Origin of the sequence: Shewanella sp. UCD-FRSSP16_17, assembly GCF_001675935.1 — a bacterium.
GTDB classification, from domain to species: Bacteria; Pseudomonadota; Gammaproteobacteria; order Enterobacterales; family Shewanellaceae; genus Shewanella; species Shewanella japonica.
In genome coordinates, this window is record NZ_LZFV01000024.1 from 413,511 (window position 1) to 431,670 (window position 18,160).

Genomic DNA, 18,160 nt, shown 5'->3' on the forward strand with positions numbered 1-18,160 from the left:
CAGAGTCAGAGTGTTAGCCGAAGCGGTATGTTGCTCCTCCTTGACGTTTAGATTTATACATAGCGAAATCAGCTGCTTTGATAAGTTTATCAAAATCTTCACCCGAATCTGGATAGGTGGCGATGCCGACACTGCAGTTGAGAAATAATGATTGGTCATTCAGGCTAAATGGGGTATCAAGTGTTGCAATTAATACCTCTGCCATCTGAGAAATATCATTATTGTCAGTAACATCTTCAAGTAATAATAAGAATTCGTCAGCCCCAATTCTGGCTAACGTATCTGACTCTCTAATGACCCGTTGTAACCTTGAAGTGATCTCTACTAACACTTTGTCAGCTTGCAGGTGGCCAACAGCATCATTCACTTTTTTAAATTCATCTAAGTCAATGTATAACAGGCTGAATCGAGTTCGTGTGCGTTTGCAACGCTCGATAGATTGCTGCACTCGATCCATTAATAAATAGCGGTTAGGTAGCGAAGTGAGTTGATCATAGCAGGCTTGGTTCAATTGCAGCTGCGACTGATTGACCCGTTGAGTGATGTCACGATTGACGATCAATGCGCCAATAAACATCTGGTTGTCATCAAATAAAGGCACACAAGTTGACGCTTGCCAACCCATTGAGCCGTCTTGATGTAAAAAGCGCAATTCACCGGACCATTTGCCATGTTGCTCTAACGCATTATTGACCAACTCTGTCATCGTGGTGCTATCTTCTTGCAGAAGCAGTTGGGCAATGGGTTTCTCAATAATGTCTTTTTTAGCGTAGCCATACAAATGCTGTGCGCCATCATTCCAATCGATAATGAATCCAGCGGCATCTGTAATTATGACGGCGTCAAATAAGTGATTAAAGGCGTGCGCTCTGCGTACTAAAAGATCAACATCCATATTAATGTACCTTCTTTATCCCTATTAGAAGAAAGTGGACTGGCAACATAGGTTATATCGTTTTCATCATGGCAATAATTGAAGGGGGATATACTTTTCCTCTCCAATTAGGGTTCAAATCGCACTAATATTAACGGCAAAGATGAACAAATATTTAGCTTATTTTTACTGTGCTAATAACGACTATGGCTTAGAATTATAGTTCATCATTAACACAGTGTTTATTAGCAATGTGTGAATCAGTTAACACTTCTCTGTAAACGGCTGTTATCTCGGCCGTTAGCTTGCGATACTGCGGCAATTTTCCTCATTAGTGCTGTCATTTTCAGGAATAAAATGGATAAAAATCTAGAAAAATCTCTCGGCCAATGGCTTAAAAAGCAAAAGTCTTCTTGTGGCATATTCTTGAAGCTCAGCATTTTTACTGGGGCACTAAACGGTGTCGCAATAGTAATACAAGCCTATTTGTTGGCTCATGTTTTACACGGTGTGATCATGCTTGAAGCGCCAATGAGTCAATTCACTAATCAATTTATCGCACTGGTTGTACTCATTTTAGTGCGAGCTGGACTTGCATATGTTCGTGAGCGATTGAGTTTTGAGGCTGGTAAGCGATTACGTCGAGATATTCGTGAGGCGGTTTTAAACAAGCTCACAGAGTTAGGCCCAGCATTTATCAAAGGGAAACCTGCTGGGGCTTGGGCCAGTATTGTGCTAGAGCAGGTAGAAGACTTACATGACTTTTACGCCCGCTACTTACCGCAAATGATGCTCGCAGGTTTTATTCCACTGATTATCTTGGTGTCAGTATTTCCGATGAACTGGGCTGCAGGGGTTATTTTATTTGCAACAGCGCCATTAATTCCTATGTTTATGATTTTGGTGGGGATGGGCGCTGCTGATGCTAACCGTAAAAATTTCAGCGCGCTATCTCGTTTAAGTGGCCATTTTATGGATAGGTTAAAAGGGTTAAGCACCCTTAAACTGTTCCACCGTGGCGATACGGAAGTGAATAAAATTGAAGCTGCGTCAGAGGACTTTAGACAACGAACCATGTCTGTACTTCGAATGGCTTTTTTAAGTTCGGCGGTGTTGGAGTTTTTTGCGGCATTATCTATTGCAGTATTAGCTGTGTATTTTGGCTTTAGTTATTTAGACCATCTTAATTTTGGTCATTATGGCGCAGGAATTAGCCTGTTCACCGGCTTGTTTATTTTGATATTAGCCCCAGAGTTTTTTCAACCATTACGTGATTTAGGGACTCATTATCATGCCAAAGCTCAGGCTATTGGGGCGGCAGAGGCGTTAGTTGAATTGCTTGAGCACCCCAACCCGTTGAAGCAGGTTGATGGTAAGTTTAGTGAGCAAACCGCACAGCACCATCAAGTGTCGTTATCAAAAATCGCTATCACAGCCACAGACTTTGAGGTGCTCACCTTGTCAGGAGAGCGGCTACTCGGCCCAATTTCATTTGAGATCCAATCGGGTCAAAAAGTTGCTGTTGTTGGCCCAAGCGGAGCTGGCAAAACCAGTATATTGAATGCGTTGCTCGGTTTTTTGCCTTACAAAGGCTCACTCAATGTTAATGGCGTTGAATTGAGTGTGATAGATAAGCAGCAATGGCGAACGCATCTTGCTTGGCTTGGGCAAGATCCTCAGCTATTTCATGGTTCAATCCGTGACAATGTGTGCCTAGCGAATCCAGAGTTAAACGACAATCAAGTAATGGGGTTGTTGGAAAAAGCCAATATTGCAGAGTTTGTCTCCAGTCAGCAACAAGGGCTCGATACCATCATTAGCGATCAAGCATCAGGGATTTCAGTTGGGCAAGCGCAACGTATTGCACTGGCTAGAGCCTTAGCTCAACCCGCAAGCTTATTCTTGCTTGATGAGCCAACAGCAAGCTTAGATAGCCATAGCGAGCAGTTAGTCTCAAGTGCCCTGAACGATGCGATGACATCGCAAACTTGTATTATGGTGACGCACCGCTTAGAGCAATTACAACATATGGACAATATTTTAGTGATTGATAATGGCTCGCTGGTTCAGCAGGGGCATTATGCAGAACTTAGCCAACACAGTGGCTTATTCAGCAGCATGCAACAGCAAGATGATAATGATGTTTTGCTCAGTCTTTCAGAGCCAGCTGATAATGAAAAGGAGGGCGTGTAATGAAGTCATTATTGCCTTTCATTAAGCTGTTTAAGCGTCAGTGGTTCATGATGCTGATTGGTCTTTTTCTCACTTGCACTACGATTATTGCAGGCATCGGCCTCTTGTCATTATCGGGCTGGTTTTTATCGGCGACTGCGATAGCGGGCTTAACGGCGGCCACGGCGTTAGCGTTTAACTTTTTTACCCCCGCTGGTGGTGTACGTTTTTTATCTATCGCCCGCACAGCAAGCCGATATGGTGAACGATTAGCAACACATGAAGCGACCTTTAAATTACTCACCGAGTTACGTGTATGGTCTTGGAAAAAGCTATTCCCATTGAGTGCTATCAACCTACAAGGTTTGAGGCAAGGGGATATGCTTAATCGGTTAGTGGCCGATATCGATACTTTGGATCATTTATACTTGCGATTATTAGTACCAATGTCTGCATCATTGCTGACGGTCGGTGCACTATATGCCTTTATCGCTTGGTTTGATGCCACACTCGCTATCAGTTTAACGGTTTGGTTATTGGCTGCATGGTTAATTTTACCGTTAGTGTTCTATCGTTTGGGTAGAAAACCCGGTGAAGCGGTTGTTGATAATAAGCGCCGTTTTCGGGTGCTGGCGCTTGATGTGATTCAAGGTCAGGCAGAGTTGACGCTGTTTTCGGCCAATGCTCGCTACCGTGAAAAGCTACATCAAGCAGAGCTAGCGCTCTTCAATAGCCAAGCTGCAATGGCGCATATTACTGGTTTGAGCCAAGCCTTATTGATTATGGTCAATGGCGCAGCTGTGGTGATGATGATGTATCTTGCTGGTCAAGGTGTGGGTGAAAGCGTACCGCCAGGCCCATTAATGGCTATGATGGTTTTTGCCACCATGGCGACCATTGAAATGATGATGCCGATTGCTGGCGCATTTCAACACTTATCTGGTTGTGTATTAGCGGCAAAACGGATCTCTGAAGTGACTGAGCAAACTGCAGATATTAGGTTCGGAGATGTTGGCCAGTTACCACAAAGTGAGCTTATTCTTAACGATATTCAGTTTGGTTATCAAGCAAACAGCCCAGTATTGTCGGCACTCAACCTGCACATACCTCAAGGGAGTAAAGTCGCGTTATTAGGCGCAACAGGCTGTGGCAAGTCGAGTTTATTAAGCTTGATCACACGTGAGTGGCAGCCGCAGCAAGGGCAAATTACCTTAGGCGGTCTCGATATTGCTGAATATGATGAAGCCACACTGCGAGCATCTATGACTGTCGTCAGTCAACGCATTCATTTATTTGCGGGCACAGTGAGAGATAACCTCTCGATTGCCTTACCCCATGTCCCAGGTCAAAAAAGGCGTGCGAATGATGAACGCTTAACTGAGGTACTGAAGCAGGTTGGACTTGAAACCTTATTAACCTCTAAAACGGTTACCGATCGAGGTGAAGAGATTGGCCTAGATAGCTGGATTGGTGAAGGCGGCAGACAGTTATCAGGCGGAGAGCAGCGCCGAATCGGGGTCGCTAGAGCCTTACTACGTGATGCGCCCATTTTATTACTAGATGAGCCAACAGAAGGGTTAGATAAGCGAACAGAACGTGAAATCTTACGTTTATTATTTACCTTAGCAAAAGGCAAAACCATGTTGATGATAAGCCACCGTTTAACTGCCATGGCTGAAATGGATTGTATTCATATGATGGAAAACGGCAAAATCAAAGCCAGTGGCCGTCATCAACAATTAATGTCAGACAATACTGATTATCAGCGCTTATATCAGCATTTAGGCAAAGAAGCGTAATAGGACTGTTTTTGTTTTTGTTATCGTTTAAGAAGCTGTTGGAAAGCACTTTTTGAAAGGTTAATGGCAATAAAAAACGCTAATCGATTTGGGTAACAACCAAGCGGTTAGCGTTTTTAGTTTCAGCCTAAATTGAAGTTGGGTATTGTTAGGTTGGGAATGAGGCGGACAATAAAGTTTGCTTTGCCCCTCCACATATCTCTTAAGCGATTAATTAATCTCCCATATGCTCATGGTTATTATGCTTCCTTGTATCAAAGCTATCAGCATCTTCGCCACCACGAGATGGCTTTTGAGATTTATAGGTTTCATCAAAGCTACGATGAAAGAACCAAATTCCAATTGCAGTAATAAAAGGTACCAGCCAAATTAAAATAATTTGTGCAATTTTTGGCCCTTTTTCAAAATCATCACGTTTAAATGTAGAAACTGATACTAAGATATTCAAAACTACAGCAACCAAAAGAATAATGTACAAATATTCCATTTCCCGATTACTCCATTTTACTCATAACGTCAAAAAATTAGTCTGGTCAGAGTAAACTTTAAAAGGTTGATTGAGGCACATTCTTGAATGGCTTTTTCTTCCTTAAATGGTGTTCTCAATAATGCTTTTGAGACTAACCCACTCTGTCCTTATTAATATATAAATAACCTGTTTTGTATATTAAATTCAATACTTTATTTTTCTTGGTTAATTGGTGATAGACCATAACCTCAATCTAATCCATTGCCTGCCGCAGGCTTATGTGCAGATACAACTGCGAGACGCTGCAAGTACGTCCATGTAAGCTCTGCCAAAACATCCATGTTTTGGAAGCTCGCCGCTGCATCTACACTGGGATTATTGCCTCTTCGATTTGACAGTATTTGTTAATAATAGGCACTAAAAATTTTTAGGCTCAATTCAAATTGAACATTCAAAGAAGATCAAAATCAGTTTAAAGCTTTACAGAATGGGTTATGTAACAACAAATGAACTTGCAGGCTCGATGTTCCCCATTGAATATGCATGAGGCTTGCTCGCTTTTAAGAGCAATTTCGTAGGGGCGACAAGGCTCTTATGAAAATCAGCGAAAAGGGAAATGCTGTTGTTTCCCTTTCATCGGGTGTGGGCGAAGCGCCACGACGTTGGCTTATTCAAAGTTATAACTTCAAAATGATAACTAAAAATTAGGATAAAACTCAGTTAACCATTTGATGCATCTGCTTATTATCAATAATCCTTACAGCTTTTGTCTCTAACGATGGCTCACTTATTAACTCAGTATTTGATTTAACAGCAGCTGCCAACATGTTGTCAGCCACAAGTTTCCCTGTAATGGGTTTGTACTTGACTAAGGGGCCAATAAATACCCCTGATGCAATAGCAAAAAACTTCTGGCCAATATCTTCTAAAGTGCGCTTATCAGCACGACTCCCTAATAACAAACTTGGCTGAAAATAGTGAATGCTGGTTATAGGCAGTAGCGCTAAATCACGCTGTATTTCACCTTTAATACGATTATAAAATACCTTTGAATTGGGATTAGCATTCAGTGCGGTAACAACGAATAACGCTGTGCCATTATCACTTTGATGGGCCACAATCAATCTGCCAAAATCGAGTACAGCTTGGTAATCGACTTTTATGAAGTTAGCCTGACTACCAGCTTGCTTCATCGTGGTACCTAAACAGCAAAAAGCATGGTCGATTTTTACGGGTAAACTAAGTGTAGGTATTTGATCTAACTGGGCTTGCATAAAGCACAACTTGGCAGCGCCTTGCTGAGTAGTGTTGATAGTGGGCCGACGACGGCCAATCACAACCACTTGCTCATAAGCCTCATTAGCCAGTAGCTCTTGTAATAGCAGCTGACCAATTAATCCTGTTGCGCCAATGATGACAGCGTTCATTTTATTCCCAGATCATGTAATCGCGTAAGACTTATTTTAACAGGTTTTCATTTTTAATAGCTTCCATTGATAAACCAGATGTTGTTTGAATATTGGTGATAACTAACTTGAATTACTCAAAAGGCGCGTTTAACTTGTGTATTAATCTCAGATACCGCACTATTTTAGTTGCTGGTTTCAGCTACCCCCAAGGAGAACATAATGGGACTTTTTGATGCGATTTTAGGTAATTCATCTGAAATGGATTTAACAGAACTTCAGCAAGAGCTGTCACCGATTTTAGCTGATAATGAATCTGTGCATATGGGCTACAAATTAATCCGTGACATGTTTGTATTTACCGACAAGCGTTTGATTTTAATTGATAAGCAAGGCATGACTGGCAAAAAAGTCAGTTATCACTCCGTGCCATATAAATCTATGACCCACTTTATTGTTGAAACTGCTGGAACATTCGACATGGATGCTGAGTTAAAAATTTATATCTCTGGTACCGAACACCCGATAGTAAAAGAGCTTAAAAAAGGAACGGATGTCGTGGGAATTCAAAAGGCAATAGCCAACTTTTCATTGTAATGCCTGTTCACTACTTTTAGTTAAATGACAGTTATGTCGCTTACCTAGTTTGGGCGTTTCAACAATTGCTTGCTAAGAAGCACAGTGACATGACATTGCATTAATATCGGATGGCTTTGTAAATAATGACCGACAAACAGCACGCATCATTAAATGACGCACCTAAATCGATTCAACTTGCAGTCGATTTAATTCAATTACTTGAAGAAAACAACATAGATACAGTGACCGCAATTGAAGCATTACAAATTACGTTAGATGATTTTAAAAAGAAGTTAGAGAAGCAATAGTTTGCGTGTCGTATGGCTTAGGAGTATGTGAGTAGCAATAAGCCAAGTGTGATTAAGCAAGTTCGAACTAAAATAATAAGGAACATTTATGACTGAAGCGCACCTGCCATTAACAGACTTTATCGAATACCCTCAAGATGAAATGCTTGAGCGGGCTAAGTCAAATTATCAAAATGTGAAACGTCGTCATTCTATTCGGAAATTTTCTGATAGACCTGTGCCACAAGCGATAATCGAACAATGTATTTTAGCTGCTGGGACAGCGCCAAATGGTGCTAATCATCAACCTTGGCATTTTGTCGCTATTAGTAACCCTGAAGTGAAAGCACAAATTCGTGAGCAAGCAGAAGCCATCGAACAAGCATTTTATGCTGGGCGAGGTGGTGAGGAATGGCTAGATAATTTAAAGCCTTTAGGTACCAATGCCAGCAAGCCTTACCTTGAAACAGCCCCTTGGTTAATTGCCGTTTTTACTAAAAAACGTAGCGAAGATAATGGTGAGCAGAAGCAAAATTACTATGTGCATGRATCGGTTGGTATTGCGACAGGTTTTTTACTGCAAGCGTTGCACAATGCAGGCCTTGGTACTTTAACGCATACTCCTAAACCTATGTCATTTTTAAGTAAAGTGTGCGGTCGAGATAACGATAATGAGCGACCATATATGTTGATTGTTGCTGGCTATCCTGATGAAAATGCCACGGTGCCACAACATGCTCTTGATAAGAAAAGTTTGCCTGAGATAAGTGATTTTATTGATTAATTCACTTAATGGGCCTGTTCACAGGCCCATTAAGGCGATCATAAGCATCAAGTATTAACGTTTACAGGAGAGCAAACATGGGGTTTCAGCGAATAATGGGGTTGCATGTGAGTGATGCCGCTGAGTATCAGCGTTATCGAGAAGCTATGATGCCGATTTTGACGCGTTATGGTGGCAGTTTCGGTTACGATTTTGAAGTCTCAAAAGTGCTAAAAAGTAAAACGGAACATCATATTAATAGGGTATTTACCATCGAGTTTCCCTCGCAGACGGTAATGGACACATTTTTTAATGATCCTGAATACTTAGTGGTAAAACAGCGTCACTTTATGCATTCAGTGTCTCATGCAACTGTGATTGGTTTACACGAAACGACGCTATGATGAAGGTTACGCATTGATAGGAGAAATGATCTGCTATGGCATTATGCAGGCGATAATGACGTGTTTTATTTCTTGCTAATGATGTCGACTTACCATTTTAAACCTTACACCTTTTAAATCTTACACATTTTAATTTTTACATAAGTTATCTAGCATCAGTCACTAATCATTTTCGACTCACTTTAGAGACTCACTTCAATGTGCTGATATCTATGTGTTAATACCAAGTCTTATGACTGTGTATTTGTCCTTCCTTTGTTTTGTTATCTTTGGAATAGCTTGTATTCAATAATTTGATGGCGATAAATAAAGTGACATATGAGTTAATAAATTGTTTTTACGATTATTTATTTAATTTTTGATGGTTTTTTAGCGCTGGGCAACGGTTATTTATAGTGGTGGTCGCTATAGTTTTGGGTGATGGGTTTTTAGCGCAGCTTTTTAATGTCGTTCACGATAAATTAGTGAGTAAACCCTATATCGATTAACTGTCAATGACTTTACTGTGCTGGTTAGTATGGCGCAGAACAATATCATATTGCCTAGGGCGTTCATGGAAAACTTATATTTGACGTTGGGAATAAGCCAAGATGCAGATGCTGAGGAAATATCAGCAGCCTACGAAAGCTTATACTTATTTTATCATTCTGACGATTATCAAAGTGAATATGCTGATACCGATGTCAAACTTGCCAACATTGCGGTGTCGTATGACATCCTAAAGTCCGTTACCAAACGCCGTGCCTACGATGAATTATGGCAACACTATCAGCTGAATAAATCTTCTGATCTGTTAGTCGATGTACCTGATATGGACTATGAGTTTGAAGTTGATGGCGACCACATGGCTCAATGGACTGAACGGGTTGAGCAATACCCTCAATTACAAGAGCTTTTTGATAACCTCTCTGGTTTGTCTATGGTATTAGCAATTTCTTTTAAGGCTTACTTAATTGAAAGTCAGCGTTTTGAAGAGGCAGAACGCTTGGCATACATCATGTGTGCCCAATATATACGACGCTTTTTTGATGAGGAGCAAAATATCAAACCCTTGGCTGAAGGCTTACTTAGTGCAACGAGTGTGTCAGAAAAAGTGACTGTCGATGAGTTATTTAAGCTACAAGGGATAGAGGTCAACATTGAAAATGAAGTCATTGATTTAACAGAATCTATTTTTAAGCATAATCAAAATGACGTCGATTCGAGTCATCATCGACGCAGAAAAACGACTCAAAAAGAAGGGGGGACTTCGCCGATCTCTTTCCAAGCGTCAACAGAAGACATATTTACACAGATTGAAGGCGAACATCGCTTGTCTCAGGTAACACCAAGGGCAAAAAGTGCAACGAAGCTATATGAGCCCCTTTTGAGCGTAACAAAAAAAGGAGTATGTAAAGGCGCTGCCGTCATCGTGGTGAGTTTATGCTTGCTTGTGAGTGTATCCATTGTTGTTTTTTAAGGTGCATAAGCACTGGTTAGGCTTATTTTCAGGGCTTACTTCCAGCCTTGGAGCCATTGACGATTGTCCTTTAAATCTCGCCAATTAATAGAAAACTCTTGTGCATTCATTTCAGCGCGAATAATGCACTCGATGACATTCTGATCTTCGTCCTTACTCACCTTAATCACCGAAAAGTGTTTAAGTTTTTGGGTGACATTTACTTTAGTCCACTTGCTGTGTAATAGCTTTTTAGGGTGTAAAGGGTTCATCATTTTCCTTAATAGTTAATGCTAAGGACAGTAATTTGCTAGGCATATTAACTTCATACGTAGACATTTCTAATAAAGTTCATTGCCCAATGGCTGCGATTAACTCTTTAGTTAACGCTTTAGTTAAGAATGCTGAAAATCGCTTATGAGGTTCACTATTTCTTATTCGTGAATGCTGAACTCAGTGCAAAGGGACATGATATTGGGCATTTTGTTGAAATGAATAAATGCGTCACTAGCAACCAAGCCAGATGATGAGTGTTGAGGGCTTTAGGATCTTACCTACTTTGACAGCAGTTAAGTCATGATTCATGGGGGAAAATAACAACACGTAGCTTAGCAACAGGCTAGCTACGTGTTTAATTTCGCTTGTTAAATAAAGCGTTGGTTTATTCAGCAGTAGGCTGTTTCATGTTATCGCATACTAGGCAAACGATTGATAAGCAAAGTGCATAAAAACCAATCATTCCTAACACCATCGCTCCACTCTCGCTCCACAACATGTCAAGAAACACTTCTACTTCGCTCATTTGTTTACCTCTTAGTCATTACAATGGGATTAAGTGACATCTATAGGTCACTTGATATCAACTAACGAAAAATTAATTTTAGTGGCTAGCTGATTAAGGGGCGCGAATATTAGCAAGAACAGATTAATAAACCATCAAAACTTAAAGTTATTACTCTAATTTTGGCGTTTACGAGGTAAAACTTAACAATCTCGAATCAGTTTTGTTAAGAGTCTGGTGTTTTTTTAACGCATTGGTTGGCAATGTTACTGCGTATGGTGGGCTTTATTTTTGGTTGTTTTTGATTTGAATTGTCATTTGAGTGGTTAGTTAAAATGGGTATGTACACTAAGTTAGCTAAGGCCTCTTCGTTAAAATATTCCTTTCGTTGAAATACATTTATCGAAAATAATGGTCTCATTCGCTTTTTTAGGTTGATGCAGGGTTCGAAGCTTGTATTGCCTGTTGTAATTGGGCGAGATTATTAACGATGACATCAGCCTGTGTTTGATAATCGGGTTGCTTATGATGATTGATAAAAACAGATGTCATGCCAGCATTTTTAGCCGCTTGAATATCATAGAGGTAATCACCTACATAAATGAGCGTCTTAGCGGGTAATTGCCATTGTTTAGCTATCGCCAGTAGCGCATCGGGAGCGGGTTTTGCAGGATAACATTCTCGGGTTAAGACTAAATCAATATCAATATTATTTTGGGTAAGTTTAGTGGCTGTGGCTGCTTTGCTGTTTCGAGTGACTATGGCACAAGGCAACGACAAGGCTTTAAGGGTGTTGAGTAACGGGTGCATATTGGGTAAGGCTTTAGCATTTAGAGCATCATTGGTTTCATGTTGAATGATGATATCGTGTGCTCGTTGTCTTTCAATATGAGTTGGTAATGCATCAATAAAATCTAAGATATCGATATTAAGCGGGCATGCTAACTCTTGTTTTATATGGGTAAAGTTAAGCTCCGACTCTACTAATGTGCCATCTAAATCAAATATAACACCCTGAATGCCTGTTAATGGGCTCATTAGTGGTCCTTATTCCTACTTTACATTCACTTTATAAAGTGACTTCAGCTGATTTTTTGCACATATTAATGCTAACTCGAACAGCATAGAAGCACCCATTAATCATGCTCTTCAAATTCAATACTGTCTAGCTGTAATGAGAATGCGCCAGCTTGTTTATTCGCAATCAAAAATCCCACTCGATTAACGTTATTAAATTCGATTGTTGGTGCGTTTATACTTCTTCCACGAAATTGGGCAGCAAAATCGGTCTGGCTAAATAAATGCTCGGTGACTTGGCCCTTTGTGGTTTCAAAGTTGGCTACATAGGCTTCGCCAAATGAAAGCTCCGAGGTTTTAAATCTTAGCTGATACTGCTTCCCGTCGCCCAGTACCGTTAATTTGACTTGTTTTGTTGCGGGAATGGATGAAGTGATTTGATACTCCATTGAGGCAAAGCCGCCATTGTTTTCTAAAGACACTTGACCGCTAAAGTGCACATGGCCTGAGGAGTTAATATCGGCTTTTGTCGTGGCACTATGGTTAATTTCAATTTGGCTAGAGGATATGCCACCCATGACAGAGTCATTGCTTATCCTTGCGGGGGTTAATTTATCTGAAGAGGCAAACTGTATTTCCATGGCACGGCTCCCAAAGCTGGAGAGTAAAAAACCGTAAACGGCTATAGCAAACAAGCATTTAACAACAAGTGCGAATAAGCCACCTGACGAGGTAAAATGTTGGTTTGATTTTATGGACAAGCCTATCATATCTGGCTCCTTTTGCTTAATCGGACAACATTGATGAGTGTAAAGCAACACGTAAAAACAGGATAAAAGAGCGACTTATCTCGGGTGAAAGATAAGCCGCAAAAGGGTCGGACGGAGATTAGTAATGAAAAGTCATTTCAGTGTTGGGTGCCTATTCTTCGGCAACAAAGTCGTCCATTAAAATGACAGAGAACATTGAAGTGTCATTTTCTGCATCAACAGCAGCTACGCTGTATAACCCATTTCCTGCTAATGATACGGCAAGTGGGCCTATGGCGACGGTTTTGGTTCCTGTTACTGTTACACTTACGGTGTAATCACCTGGTGCAACACTTAAACTGCCTGATGCTGCTTTAAATGGCACATCTGTTAGCGCTGGATCAGCATCACTGATATCGGCTGTTGGTGTTAGGTAGACATCAACATTACCAGCAGAATAAGATGCGTGAATAACATTTAGTCTTGCTTCAGTGGCAATGCGTCGAGTGTGCTCTGCAAAAGCCCATGGGCTAATATCATTGTCAGCAAGAGAGCCAACAGCGAGGACTGAATAACTGGCGCCTTGCATCAGATCGACAGCTGCATCTTTAATCACTTCGACCGAATTGTCAGCATCTGCTGCTACCGTCACAGTGTGCATGCCTTCTGGAATATTGACGTAGCCTGCGAAATTACCAAATGAAAGCATATCAATAGCTGGTGTTGTGCTGCCGTCTAAGAAAACATCTACAGCGGGGGCATCAGCTACTGCATGTACGACACGAATATCGCTACCACTATTAACGTCATTCAGAAGGACTTGCCCTTCTGGTAGTGCAACAAGTAGGGCGACTGGTGAGTCTCCTGACCATTCATTTGGAATAGCAGAGATAAAGTAATCCATTCCAGCAGCTAAATTGACCGTTCCTGAGTCGAAAACAACCGTTTTGTCACCTGCTGGTGTAATTCTAATTTGGTAGTCGCTTGTGGGGACTTCTAATTGATCGCTGTTGTCCATGTAGTTGGCTGACAGGGTAGGATCCATCATGGTGATATCGACCATTGGTTCTGTCACATATATATCAACAAGGCCTACGCTTGGTGTTGCATGTAACACTTGTACCCGAGCGTTATCAGCAGTGATGTCAGATTCTTCATTTGCAATGAGTTTGAGCATTAAGGTTTCGTCACTTACCTTACCCAGAGCAACGGCGGTATATTCCATATCTTCAGCCACTGCAAGTTCTGCTTCAAGTACGGTAAGCGTTGTGCCGTCAGCAAGTTGTGCATCAACTGCGATTGAATAAGTGTCTGTGGCAACTTCTAATAACCCACTAGACATGGCGTAGTCCACATCACTTAATAGCGTTGCACCATCGGCAGTCACATTAACCATTGGTGCGTCGCTACCAACATGAATCACACGTATGTCTGCGTAAGTAACAACTGGCGTTTCGTCAGCATCAATTGTTGTAATTGTATCATCGTCATCATCTGAACAAGCGGTTAAACCAATCAGTGAACAGCATAGTGCAAGAGAGTAGATCCTTTTCATCGTTCTTTCCTCAAAAGTGTTTCTTAAACGAGCTAAATAATTTCTGTTTGATTGCTGAATTCATGCGCTGATTTCGAGGGGTAATACGGCAGTTGCTAATTTAGGATCATTTTTTTCAGCGGATATTGGATAATTAAGATAGATAAAATCTTTTTGCAACCATAGATAATTATCATCGACACTCAATCTTTTTAGCTTTAACCTGTAGTCAGAATAGGGTTCCTAAGGCATTTTTCGTGACTCAAAAAAGCAGTAACAATGAGCAAAAAAAATCTCCGATTTTTAAAGTAGTTTCGTTTAATTTATTTAATTTTATTGAACCGCCATCAGCGTATTATGACTTTGAAAATATCTATTCTCATCAGCAATGGCAGAAAAAGTGCAATTGGATTTGCGATTATTTAGAGGTACATCAACCTGACATTATTGGTTTTCAGGAAGTGTTCAGCCCTGATGCTTTAAAGGCGTTATTGGCACCATTAGGGTATCAATATTTTGCCGCTTTAGATGAGCCTAGTTTAATCAGTGATTATGTTTATCAAAGCCCTGTGGTGGCTATTGCATCCAAATATCCCATTATTGAATCCGCATTAGTGACACCTGATGCAACCTTGTTGCCGCTTATGGGGATTGCTAATGACTTTAGCTTTAGTCGCAAACCTTTACGGGCAAAAATTGCATTAGCTGAGTTTGGAGAATGCGAATGTTATGTGGTGCATTTAAAATCTAAACGCAGTGGCATGGGAGTCGATACTCTTGCCGAGTCAGGTATGCAAGGTGGTGCCGATTTAATGGCTCGCCAAGCACTTGGCAGTTGGGCGTCTAATATGCAACGTGGGAGTGAAGCGGCTTTATTGTTTAATGAAATCACCAAGCAGCGCACTAAAACTCAGCTGCCAGTAATATTAATGGGTGACTTTAATGACACGTTGCAAAGCACAGCATTAGAGGCTTTTAGAGCGAACGGTAAGCGAGTATTTCGTAATGATATTATCGATCCTAGCTTGAGATTATTGAACGATAAAATGTTAGCTGACGCTTTTGCTGAATTCAGTTTGTTCGATACATATGAGCTGTTTCAGACCAGAAAAAAATTGAATGCTACTTTAGCGCAGGATGAGTATGAGTCAGGTTTGCATGATGAAGATTCCGATATTGCAGAAGATGTTTTACCACCTGTAGACCCTCTTAAATATGCACGTCAAGCAACTCACTATTTTGGCAATACTGGTTCAGTATTGGATTATATTTTGGCTTCATGTGAATTCGATGCTAGCCATCCTAAAAACCTTGCCGAAGTCAGTGATTATCAAACCCATGATCGTCACCTTGTGAGACCTGAATACGAGCGGGACAGTGACAGCACAGATCATGCGCCTATTATGATGACATTCACATTGCGAAGCTAACTCAGCTTGTCCAATACAACCTGTTTATTCTCATCTATTTCTCTAAGTAACTTATTTATTTTTAAATAAAAATATCTTGCTGCGACAGATTTTGTCGCAGGTTAGTATTAAGCTAAATACTCTAGAAATGGAGATGATGCTTTATGCAGACCAATATTCAGCGGCAACTTGCCATGCTCGAACAAATACCTAATCACCCTAGGCGTATAACGGCGAATGAGTTGACAGATAGGCTCAATAGCCGAGATTTTGATGTCGGTTTAAGAACTGTGCAGCGCGAACTGAAAGCAATGTGTGACATGGGGTTATTTGGTCTTGAATTGGACGATCGCAATAAACCATTTGGTTGGTCAATTGCAGCTTGCTGGCGTGGGCTAAACCTGACTTTGATGGATCAACATATGGCGCTCGCATTTCATACGCTCAAGCACAGCGCCAGTCAGTTATTGCCTCCGCAAAGTTTAAAACAGCTAACGCCATATTTTGAACGAGCTGATCAAGTGTTGGCGAGCGATCCTAATAATCCATGGTTGTATTGGGCATGCCGGGTTGCTCAATTACCCAAGCCCTTTCCGCTTATTTACGCAGAGCAAGATCCAAAAGCGTTCGAGACGGTTCAGTATGCATTGTTGCACAAGCGCCAGCTGGCTTGCCAAATTCAAAAAATGATTAAAGGCAAAAGTTATTGGATTAACTACGAACCGATAAATCCCGAAGGTATCACTATTTCAGAGGGGGTCGCTTTATTGGCTTTTACTGTTGGGTCTGCTCATGAAAAACGCTATGTTCAGTCTATCGAGCAATTAAGAGATATTCGTCTGCTTGAGACGCCAGCAATTACTCGAGATGATTTTGATATTGCTCGAACTGGTATTGATAATTCATCGACGTTAATTGACATAGAGTTACACGTATCGCCAAAAGCTAATTTCATCTTCCATCAATCTAAACTAAGCGAAAACCAAACCATTGAGTACTTATCAAGTGGACAATATAAGGTAAATGCCAGTGTGAGTGATACGCCAAGACTAAGAGCTTTCTTATGGGAGATGGCTGACAACGTTGAAGTTATTGCTCCAGAAAGGCTCAGGGATCACTTTGCCCGTTTAATTAATAAAATGTCTAGGCAGTATCAAAACGTTACGACTTAGTTTGTCGCACCTTGAGGTTAGGCTATTGATAACATAGTAAGGAGAGTGACTTATGTTAGATATTAAGCCTAAACATCCCCAAGCCCCTTGTATTGCCGTTTTTGGCGTTGGAGGTTGTGGATGCAATACCATTAATCAATTAAGCCAGTCTTCATTAAGTGACAATGTCGTGCTGATTGCTGTGAATACCGATGCGCAATCACTGGCCGTATCAGCGTGCAGCTCACGCCTACAAATCGGCACCGAAGTGACAAAAGGTTTGGGTGCCGGCGCCGATCCTAAAAAGGGATATGCAGCGGCGCAAGAGTCTGAAGAACAATTAAGAGAGCATATCCAACAAGCTGATGTCATTTTCATCACCGGTGGTATGGGAGGCGGAACAGGAACGGGTGCGGTTCCTTTTATTGCCTCCTTAGCAGCAGAATTAAATAAGCCTTTGGTTGCTGTGGTTACCACGCCATTTAGCTTTGAGGGACTGCAACGAAACCAACTGGCAAAAGAAGGCATAGATAATTTGATGCAGCACGCATCGGCAGTGATTGTGTTGCCTAATGATAAGCTTGCTAAAACCTTGGATAAAAAGATTACTTTAGTGAATGCTTTTTTTGAAAGTAATCGAATTTTGCAGGATGTTTTAGCGGGATTAACGACCATTATTAGTCAGTCTGGACTGATTAATATCGATTTAAATGATTTTATTACCGTGGTTAGCCATCGAGGCCGCGCGGCGATGGGGGTGGCAAGGCAAGCTGCTGATGAAGAGTTACAGCACACCATCAATAAGTCGCTGAAAAATCCATTATTGGAAGATATTGATTTAACTTCTGCAAAAGGTGCCATTGTCAGTGTCATGGCGACAGAGCAAATCGAGCTTAGTCAGTACCATAAAATAGGTGAAATATTACAACAAGCGTTAGCTGATAAAGCGGTGGTCATTATTGGGCTGACTATTGTCCCTGAACTTGAATCTGAGCTTGAGTTAATGGTGATTGCAACAGGTATTGGAGACAAAGAGGCAAATAAAGAGGAAAAGGAAGCGGCAAGTGGAATAGGAGATACAGTAGCAAGTAATACTGATGAGAGGTTCGGCCAATCAGAATTATTGAACCTACATGATTTTTTAGCCGAAAAATCACAAAATCCTCAAACGACATCATATTCATCTTCTGAGTTTGATACCCCGACGATAACCCGTCGCTACCCAAACAGGGTTTTTAAGCGATGCCTTAATGATGGTGCAGCTTAGCTATTTTTTGAGTCAGTAATAAATGACAAGACAATGGTTTTAATGGTTTATTGCCATAGAT

18 protein-coding genes are annotated in these 18,160 nt (G+C 41.0%); 10 read left to right on the forward strand and 8 right to left on the reverse strand.

The window, feature by feature from the left end; genetic code table 11:
- Positions 1-13 precede the first annotated feature (13 nt).
- A complete protein-coding gene (locus A9267_RS13315) occupies positions 14-895 on the reverse strand; it encodes a GGDEF domain-containing protein (protein ID WP_065109502.1) in 882 nt (293 codons plus the stop codon).
- 336 nt (positions 896-1,231) lie between these two features.
- Here A9267_RS13315 and cydD point away from each other — a divergent pair, with 336 nt between their 5' ends.
- Positions 1,232-3,067 (forward strand): heme ABC transporter permease/ATP-binding protein CydD, encoded by a 1,836-nt coding sequence (gene cydD / locus A9267_RS13320; protein ID WP_065109503.1) that lies wholly within the window; start codon positions 1,232-1,234, stop codon positions 3,065-3,067.
- Complete coding sequence (gene cydC / locus A9267_RS13325) at positions 3,067-4,845, forward strand: heme ABC transporter ATP-binding protein/permease CydC (protein WP_065109504.1); 1,779 nt, start codon at positions 3,067-3,069, stop codon at positions 4,843-4,845. Before cydD ends, cydC begins: the two co-directional genes overlap by 1 nt.
- 214 nt (positions 4,846-5,059) lie before the next feature.
- Here cydC and A9267_RS13330 read toward each other — a convergent pair whose 3' ends face one another.
- Both A9267_RS13330 and A9267_RS13335 read right to left on the reverse strand, forming a co-directional pair.
- Complete coding sequence (locus A9267_RS13330; protein WP_065109505.1) at positions 5,060-5,332, reverse strand: hypothetical protein; 273 nt, start codon at positions 5,330-5,332, stop codon at positions 5,060-5,062.
- 698 nt (positions 5,333-6,030) lie between these two features.
- A complete protein-coding gene (locus A9267_RS13335; RefSeq protein WP_065109506.1) occupies positions 6,031-6,741 on the reverse strand; it encodes an NAD-dependent epimerase/dehydratase family protein in 711 nt (236 codons plus the stop codon).
- Between the two features lie 201 nt (positions 6,742-6,942).
- Here A9267_RS13335 and A9267_RS13340 point away from each other — a divergent pair, with 201 nt between their 5' ends.
- From A9267_RS13340 to A9267_RS13355, 5 genes are all read left to right on the forward strand, one after another.
- Positions 6,943-7,317, forward strand: coding sequence for a PH domain-containing protein (locus A9267_RS13340; protein WP_055025099.1), 375 nt, complete (start codon positions 6,943-6,945; stop codon positions 7,315-7,317).
- A 125-nt stretch (positions 7,318-7,442) separates the two neighbouring features.
- Entirely contained in the window at positions 7,443-7,607 is a 165-nt protein-coding gene (locus A9267_RS21545) for a YbaM family protein (RefSeq protein WP_080916659.1), read from the forward strand.
- An 88-nt stretch (positions 7,608-7,695) separates the two neighbouring features.
- Positions 7,696-8,370 carry a nitroreductase family protein gene (locus A9267_RS13345; RefSeq protein ID WP_065109507.1) on the forward strand — a complete coding sequence of 225 codons (675 nt, stop codon included), beginning with the start codon at positions 7,696-7,698 and terminating at the stop codon, positions 8,368-8,370.
- A gap of 77 nt (positions 8,371-8,447) precedes the next feature.
- The gene (locus tag A9267_RS13350) at positions 8,448-8,753 is read left to right on the forward strand and encodes a DUF1330 domain-containing protein (RefSeq protein ID WP_065109508.1); all 306 of its coding nucleotides are present in this window, start codon (positions 8,448-8,450) and stop codon (positions 8,751-8,753) included.
- Between the two features lie 553 nt (positions 8,754-9,306).
- Positions 9,307-10,212, forward strand: coding sequence for a J domain-containing protein (locus tag A9267_RS13355; RefSeq protein ID WP_065109509.1), 906 nt, complete (start codon positions 9,307-9,309; stop codon positions 10,210-10,212).
- A 35-nt stretch (positions 10,213-10,247) separates the two neighbouring features.
- Here A9267_RS13355 and A9267_RS13360 read toward each other — a convergent pair whose 3' ends face one another.
- The 5 genes from A9267_RS13360 to A9267_RS13375 all read right to left on the reverse strand — a co-directional run bounded on the left by A9267_RS13360 (position 10,248) and on the right by A9267_RS13375 (position 14,293).
- Positions 10,248-10,463, reverse strand: coding sequence for a TIGR02450 family Trp-rich protein (locus A9267_RS13360; RefSeq protein ID WP_065109510.1), 216 nt, complete (start codon positions 10,461-10,463; stop codon positions 10,248-10,250).
- A 389-nt stretch (positions 10,464-10,852) separates the two neighbouring features.
- Positions 10,853-10,993 (reverse strand): hypothetical protein, encoded by a 141-nt coding sequence (locus A9267_RS21795; protein WP_156003341.1) that lies wholly within the window; start codon positions 10,991-10,993, stop codon positions 10,853-10,855.
- 408 nt (positions 10,994-11,401) lie between these two features.
- Positions 11,402-12,010, reverse strand: coding sequence for an HAD family hydrolase (locus A9267_RS13365; protein WP_065109511.1), 609 nt, complete (start codon positions 12,008-12,010; stop codon positions 11,402-11,404).
- Positions 12,011-12,108: 98 nt separating this feature from the next.
- Entirely contained in the window at positions 12,109-12,759 is a 651-nt protein-coding gene (locus tag A9267_RS13370; protein ID WP_080916654.1) for a CIA30 family protein, read from the reverse strand.
- Between the two features lie 151 nt (positions 12,760-12,910).
- Positions 12,911-14,293 carry a DUF4397 domain-containing protein gene (locus A9267_RS13375; RefSeq protein ID WP_065109512.1) on the reverse strand — a complete coding sequence of 461 codons (1,383 nt, stop codon included), beginning with the start codon at positions 14,291-14,293 and terminating at the stop codon, positions 12,911-12,913.
- Positions 14,294-14,529: 236 nt separating this feature from the next.
- On the opposite strand from A9267_RS13375, the gene A9267_RS13380 reads away from it, so the two are divergent.
- The 3 genes from A9267_RS13380 (at position 14,530) to ftsZ (ending at position 18,099) form a co-directional block, all read left to right on the forward strand.
- The gene (locus A9267_RS13380; RefSeq protein ID WP_065109513.1) at positions 14,530-15,702 is read left to right on the forward strand and encodes an endonuclease/exonuclease/phosphatase family protein; all 1,173 of its coding nucleotides are present in this window, start codon (positions 14,530-14,532) and stop codon (positions 15,700-15,702) included.
- A 143-nt stretch (positions 15,703-15,845) separates the two neighbouring features.
- Positions 15,846-16,853, forward strand: a complete 1,008-nt coding sequence (locus tag A9267_RS13385; protein WP_065109514.1) for a helix-turn-helix transcriptional regulator — start codon at positions 15,846-15,848, stop codon at positions 16,851-16,853.
- 52 nt (positions 16,854-16,905) lie between these two features.
- On the forward strand, positions 16,906-18,099 hold the full coding sequence (ftsZ, locus tag A9267_RS13390) for a cell division protein FtsZ (protein WP_065109515.1): 1,194 nt from the start codon (positions 16,906-16,908) through the stop codon (positions 18,097-18,099).
- Positions 18,100-18,160: the final 61 nt, after the last annotated feature.

Bases quoted from the DNA above. Each gene is read 5' to 3' on its own strand.
- A9267_RS13365 (WP_065109511.1), bottom strand. From the start codon at position 12,010: ATGAGCCCATTAACAGGCATTCAGGGTGTTATATTTGATTTAGATGGC.
- A9267_RS13375 (WP_065109512.1), bottom strand. From the start codon at position 14,293: ATGAAAAGGATCTACTCTCTTGCACTATGCTGTTCACTGATTGGTTTA.
- A9267_RS13370 (WP_080916654.1), bottom strand. From the start codon at position 12,759: ATGATAGGCTTGTCCATAAAATCAAACCAACATTTTACCTCGTCAGGT.
- A9267_RS21795 (WP_156003341.1), bottom strand. From the start codon at position 10,993: ATGAGCGAAGTAGAAGTGTTTCTTGACATGTTGTGGAGCGAGAGTGGA.
- A9267_RS13315 (WP_065109502.1), bottom strand. From the start codon at position 895: ATGGATGTTGATCTTTTAGTACGCAGAGCGCACGCCTTTAATCACTTA.
- A9267_RS21545 (WP_080916659.1), top strand. From the start codon at position 7,443: ATGACCGACAAACAGCACGCATCATTAAATGACGCACCTAAATCGATT.
- A9267_RS13350 (WP_065109508.1), top strand. From the start codon at position 8,448: ATGGGGTTTCAGCGAATAATGGGGTTGCATGTGAGTGATGCCGCTGAG.
- cydC (WP_065109504.1), top strand. From the start codon at position 3,067: ATGAAGTCATTATTGCCTTTCATTAAGCTGTTTAAGCGTCAGTGGTTC.
- ftsZ (WP_065109515.1), top strand. From the start codon at position 16,906: ATGTTAGATATTAAGCCTAAACATCCCCAAGCCCCTTGTATTGCCGTT.
- A9267_RS13385 (WP_065109514.1), top strand. From the start codon at position 15,846: ATGCAGACCAATATTCAGCGGCAACTTGCCATGCTCGAACAAATACCT.
- A9267_RS13355 (WP_065109509.1), top strand. From the start codon at position 9,307: ATGGAAAACTTATATTTGACGTTGGGAATAAGCCAAGATGCAGATGCT.
- A9267_RS13330 (WP_065109505.1), bottom strand. From the start codon at position 5,332: ATGGAATATTTGTACATTATTCTTTTGGTTGCTGTAGTTTTGAATATC.
- A9267_RS13335 (WP_065109506.1), bottom strand. From the start codon at position 6,741: ATGAACGCTGTCATCATTGGCGCAACAGGATTAATTGGTCAGCTGCTA.
- cydD (WP_065109503.1), top strand. From the start codon at position 1,232: ATGGATAAAAATCTAGAAAAATCTCTCGGCCAATGGCTTAAAAAGCAA.
- A9267_RS13360 (WP_065109510.1), bottom strand. From the start codon at position 10,463: ATGAACCCTTTACACCCTAAAAAGCTATTACACAGCAAGTGGACTAAA.
- A9267_RS13340 (WP_055025099.1), top strand. From the start codon at position 6,943: ATGGGACTTTTTGATGCGATTTTAGGTAATTCATCTGAAATGGATTTA.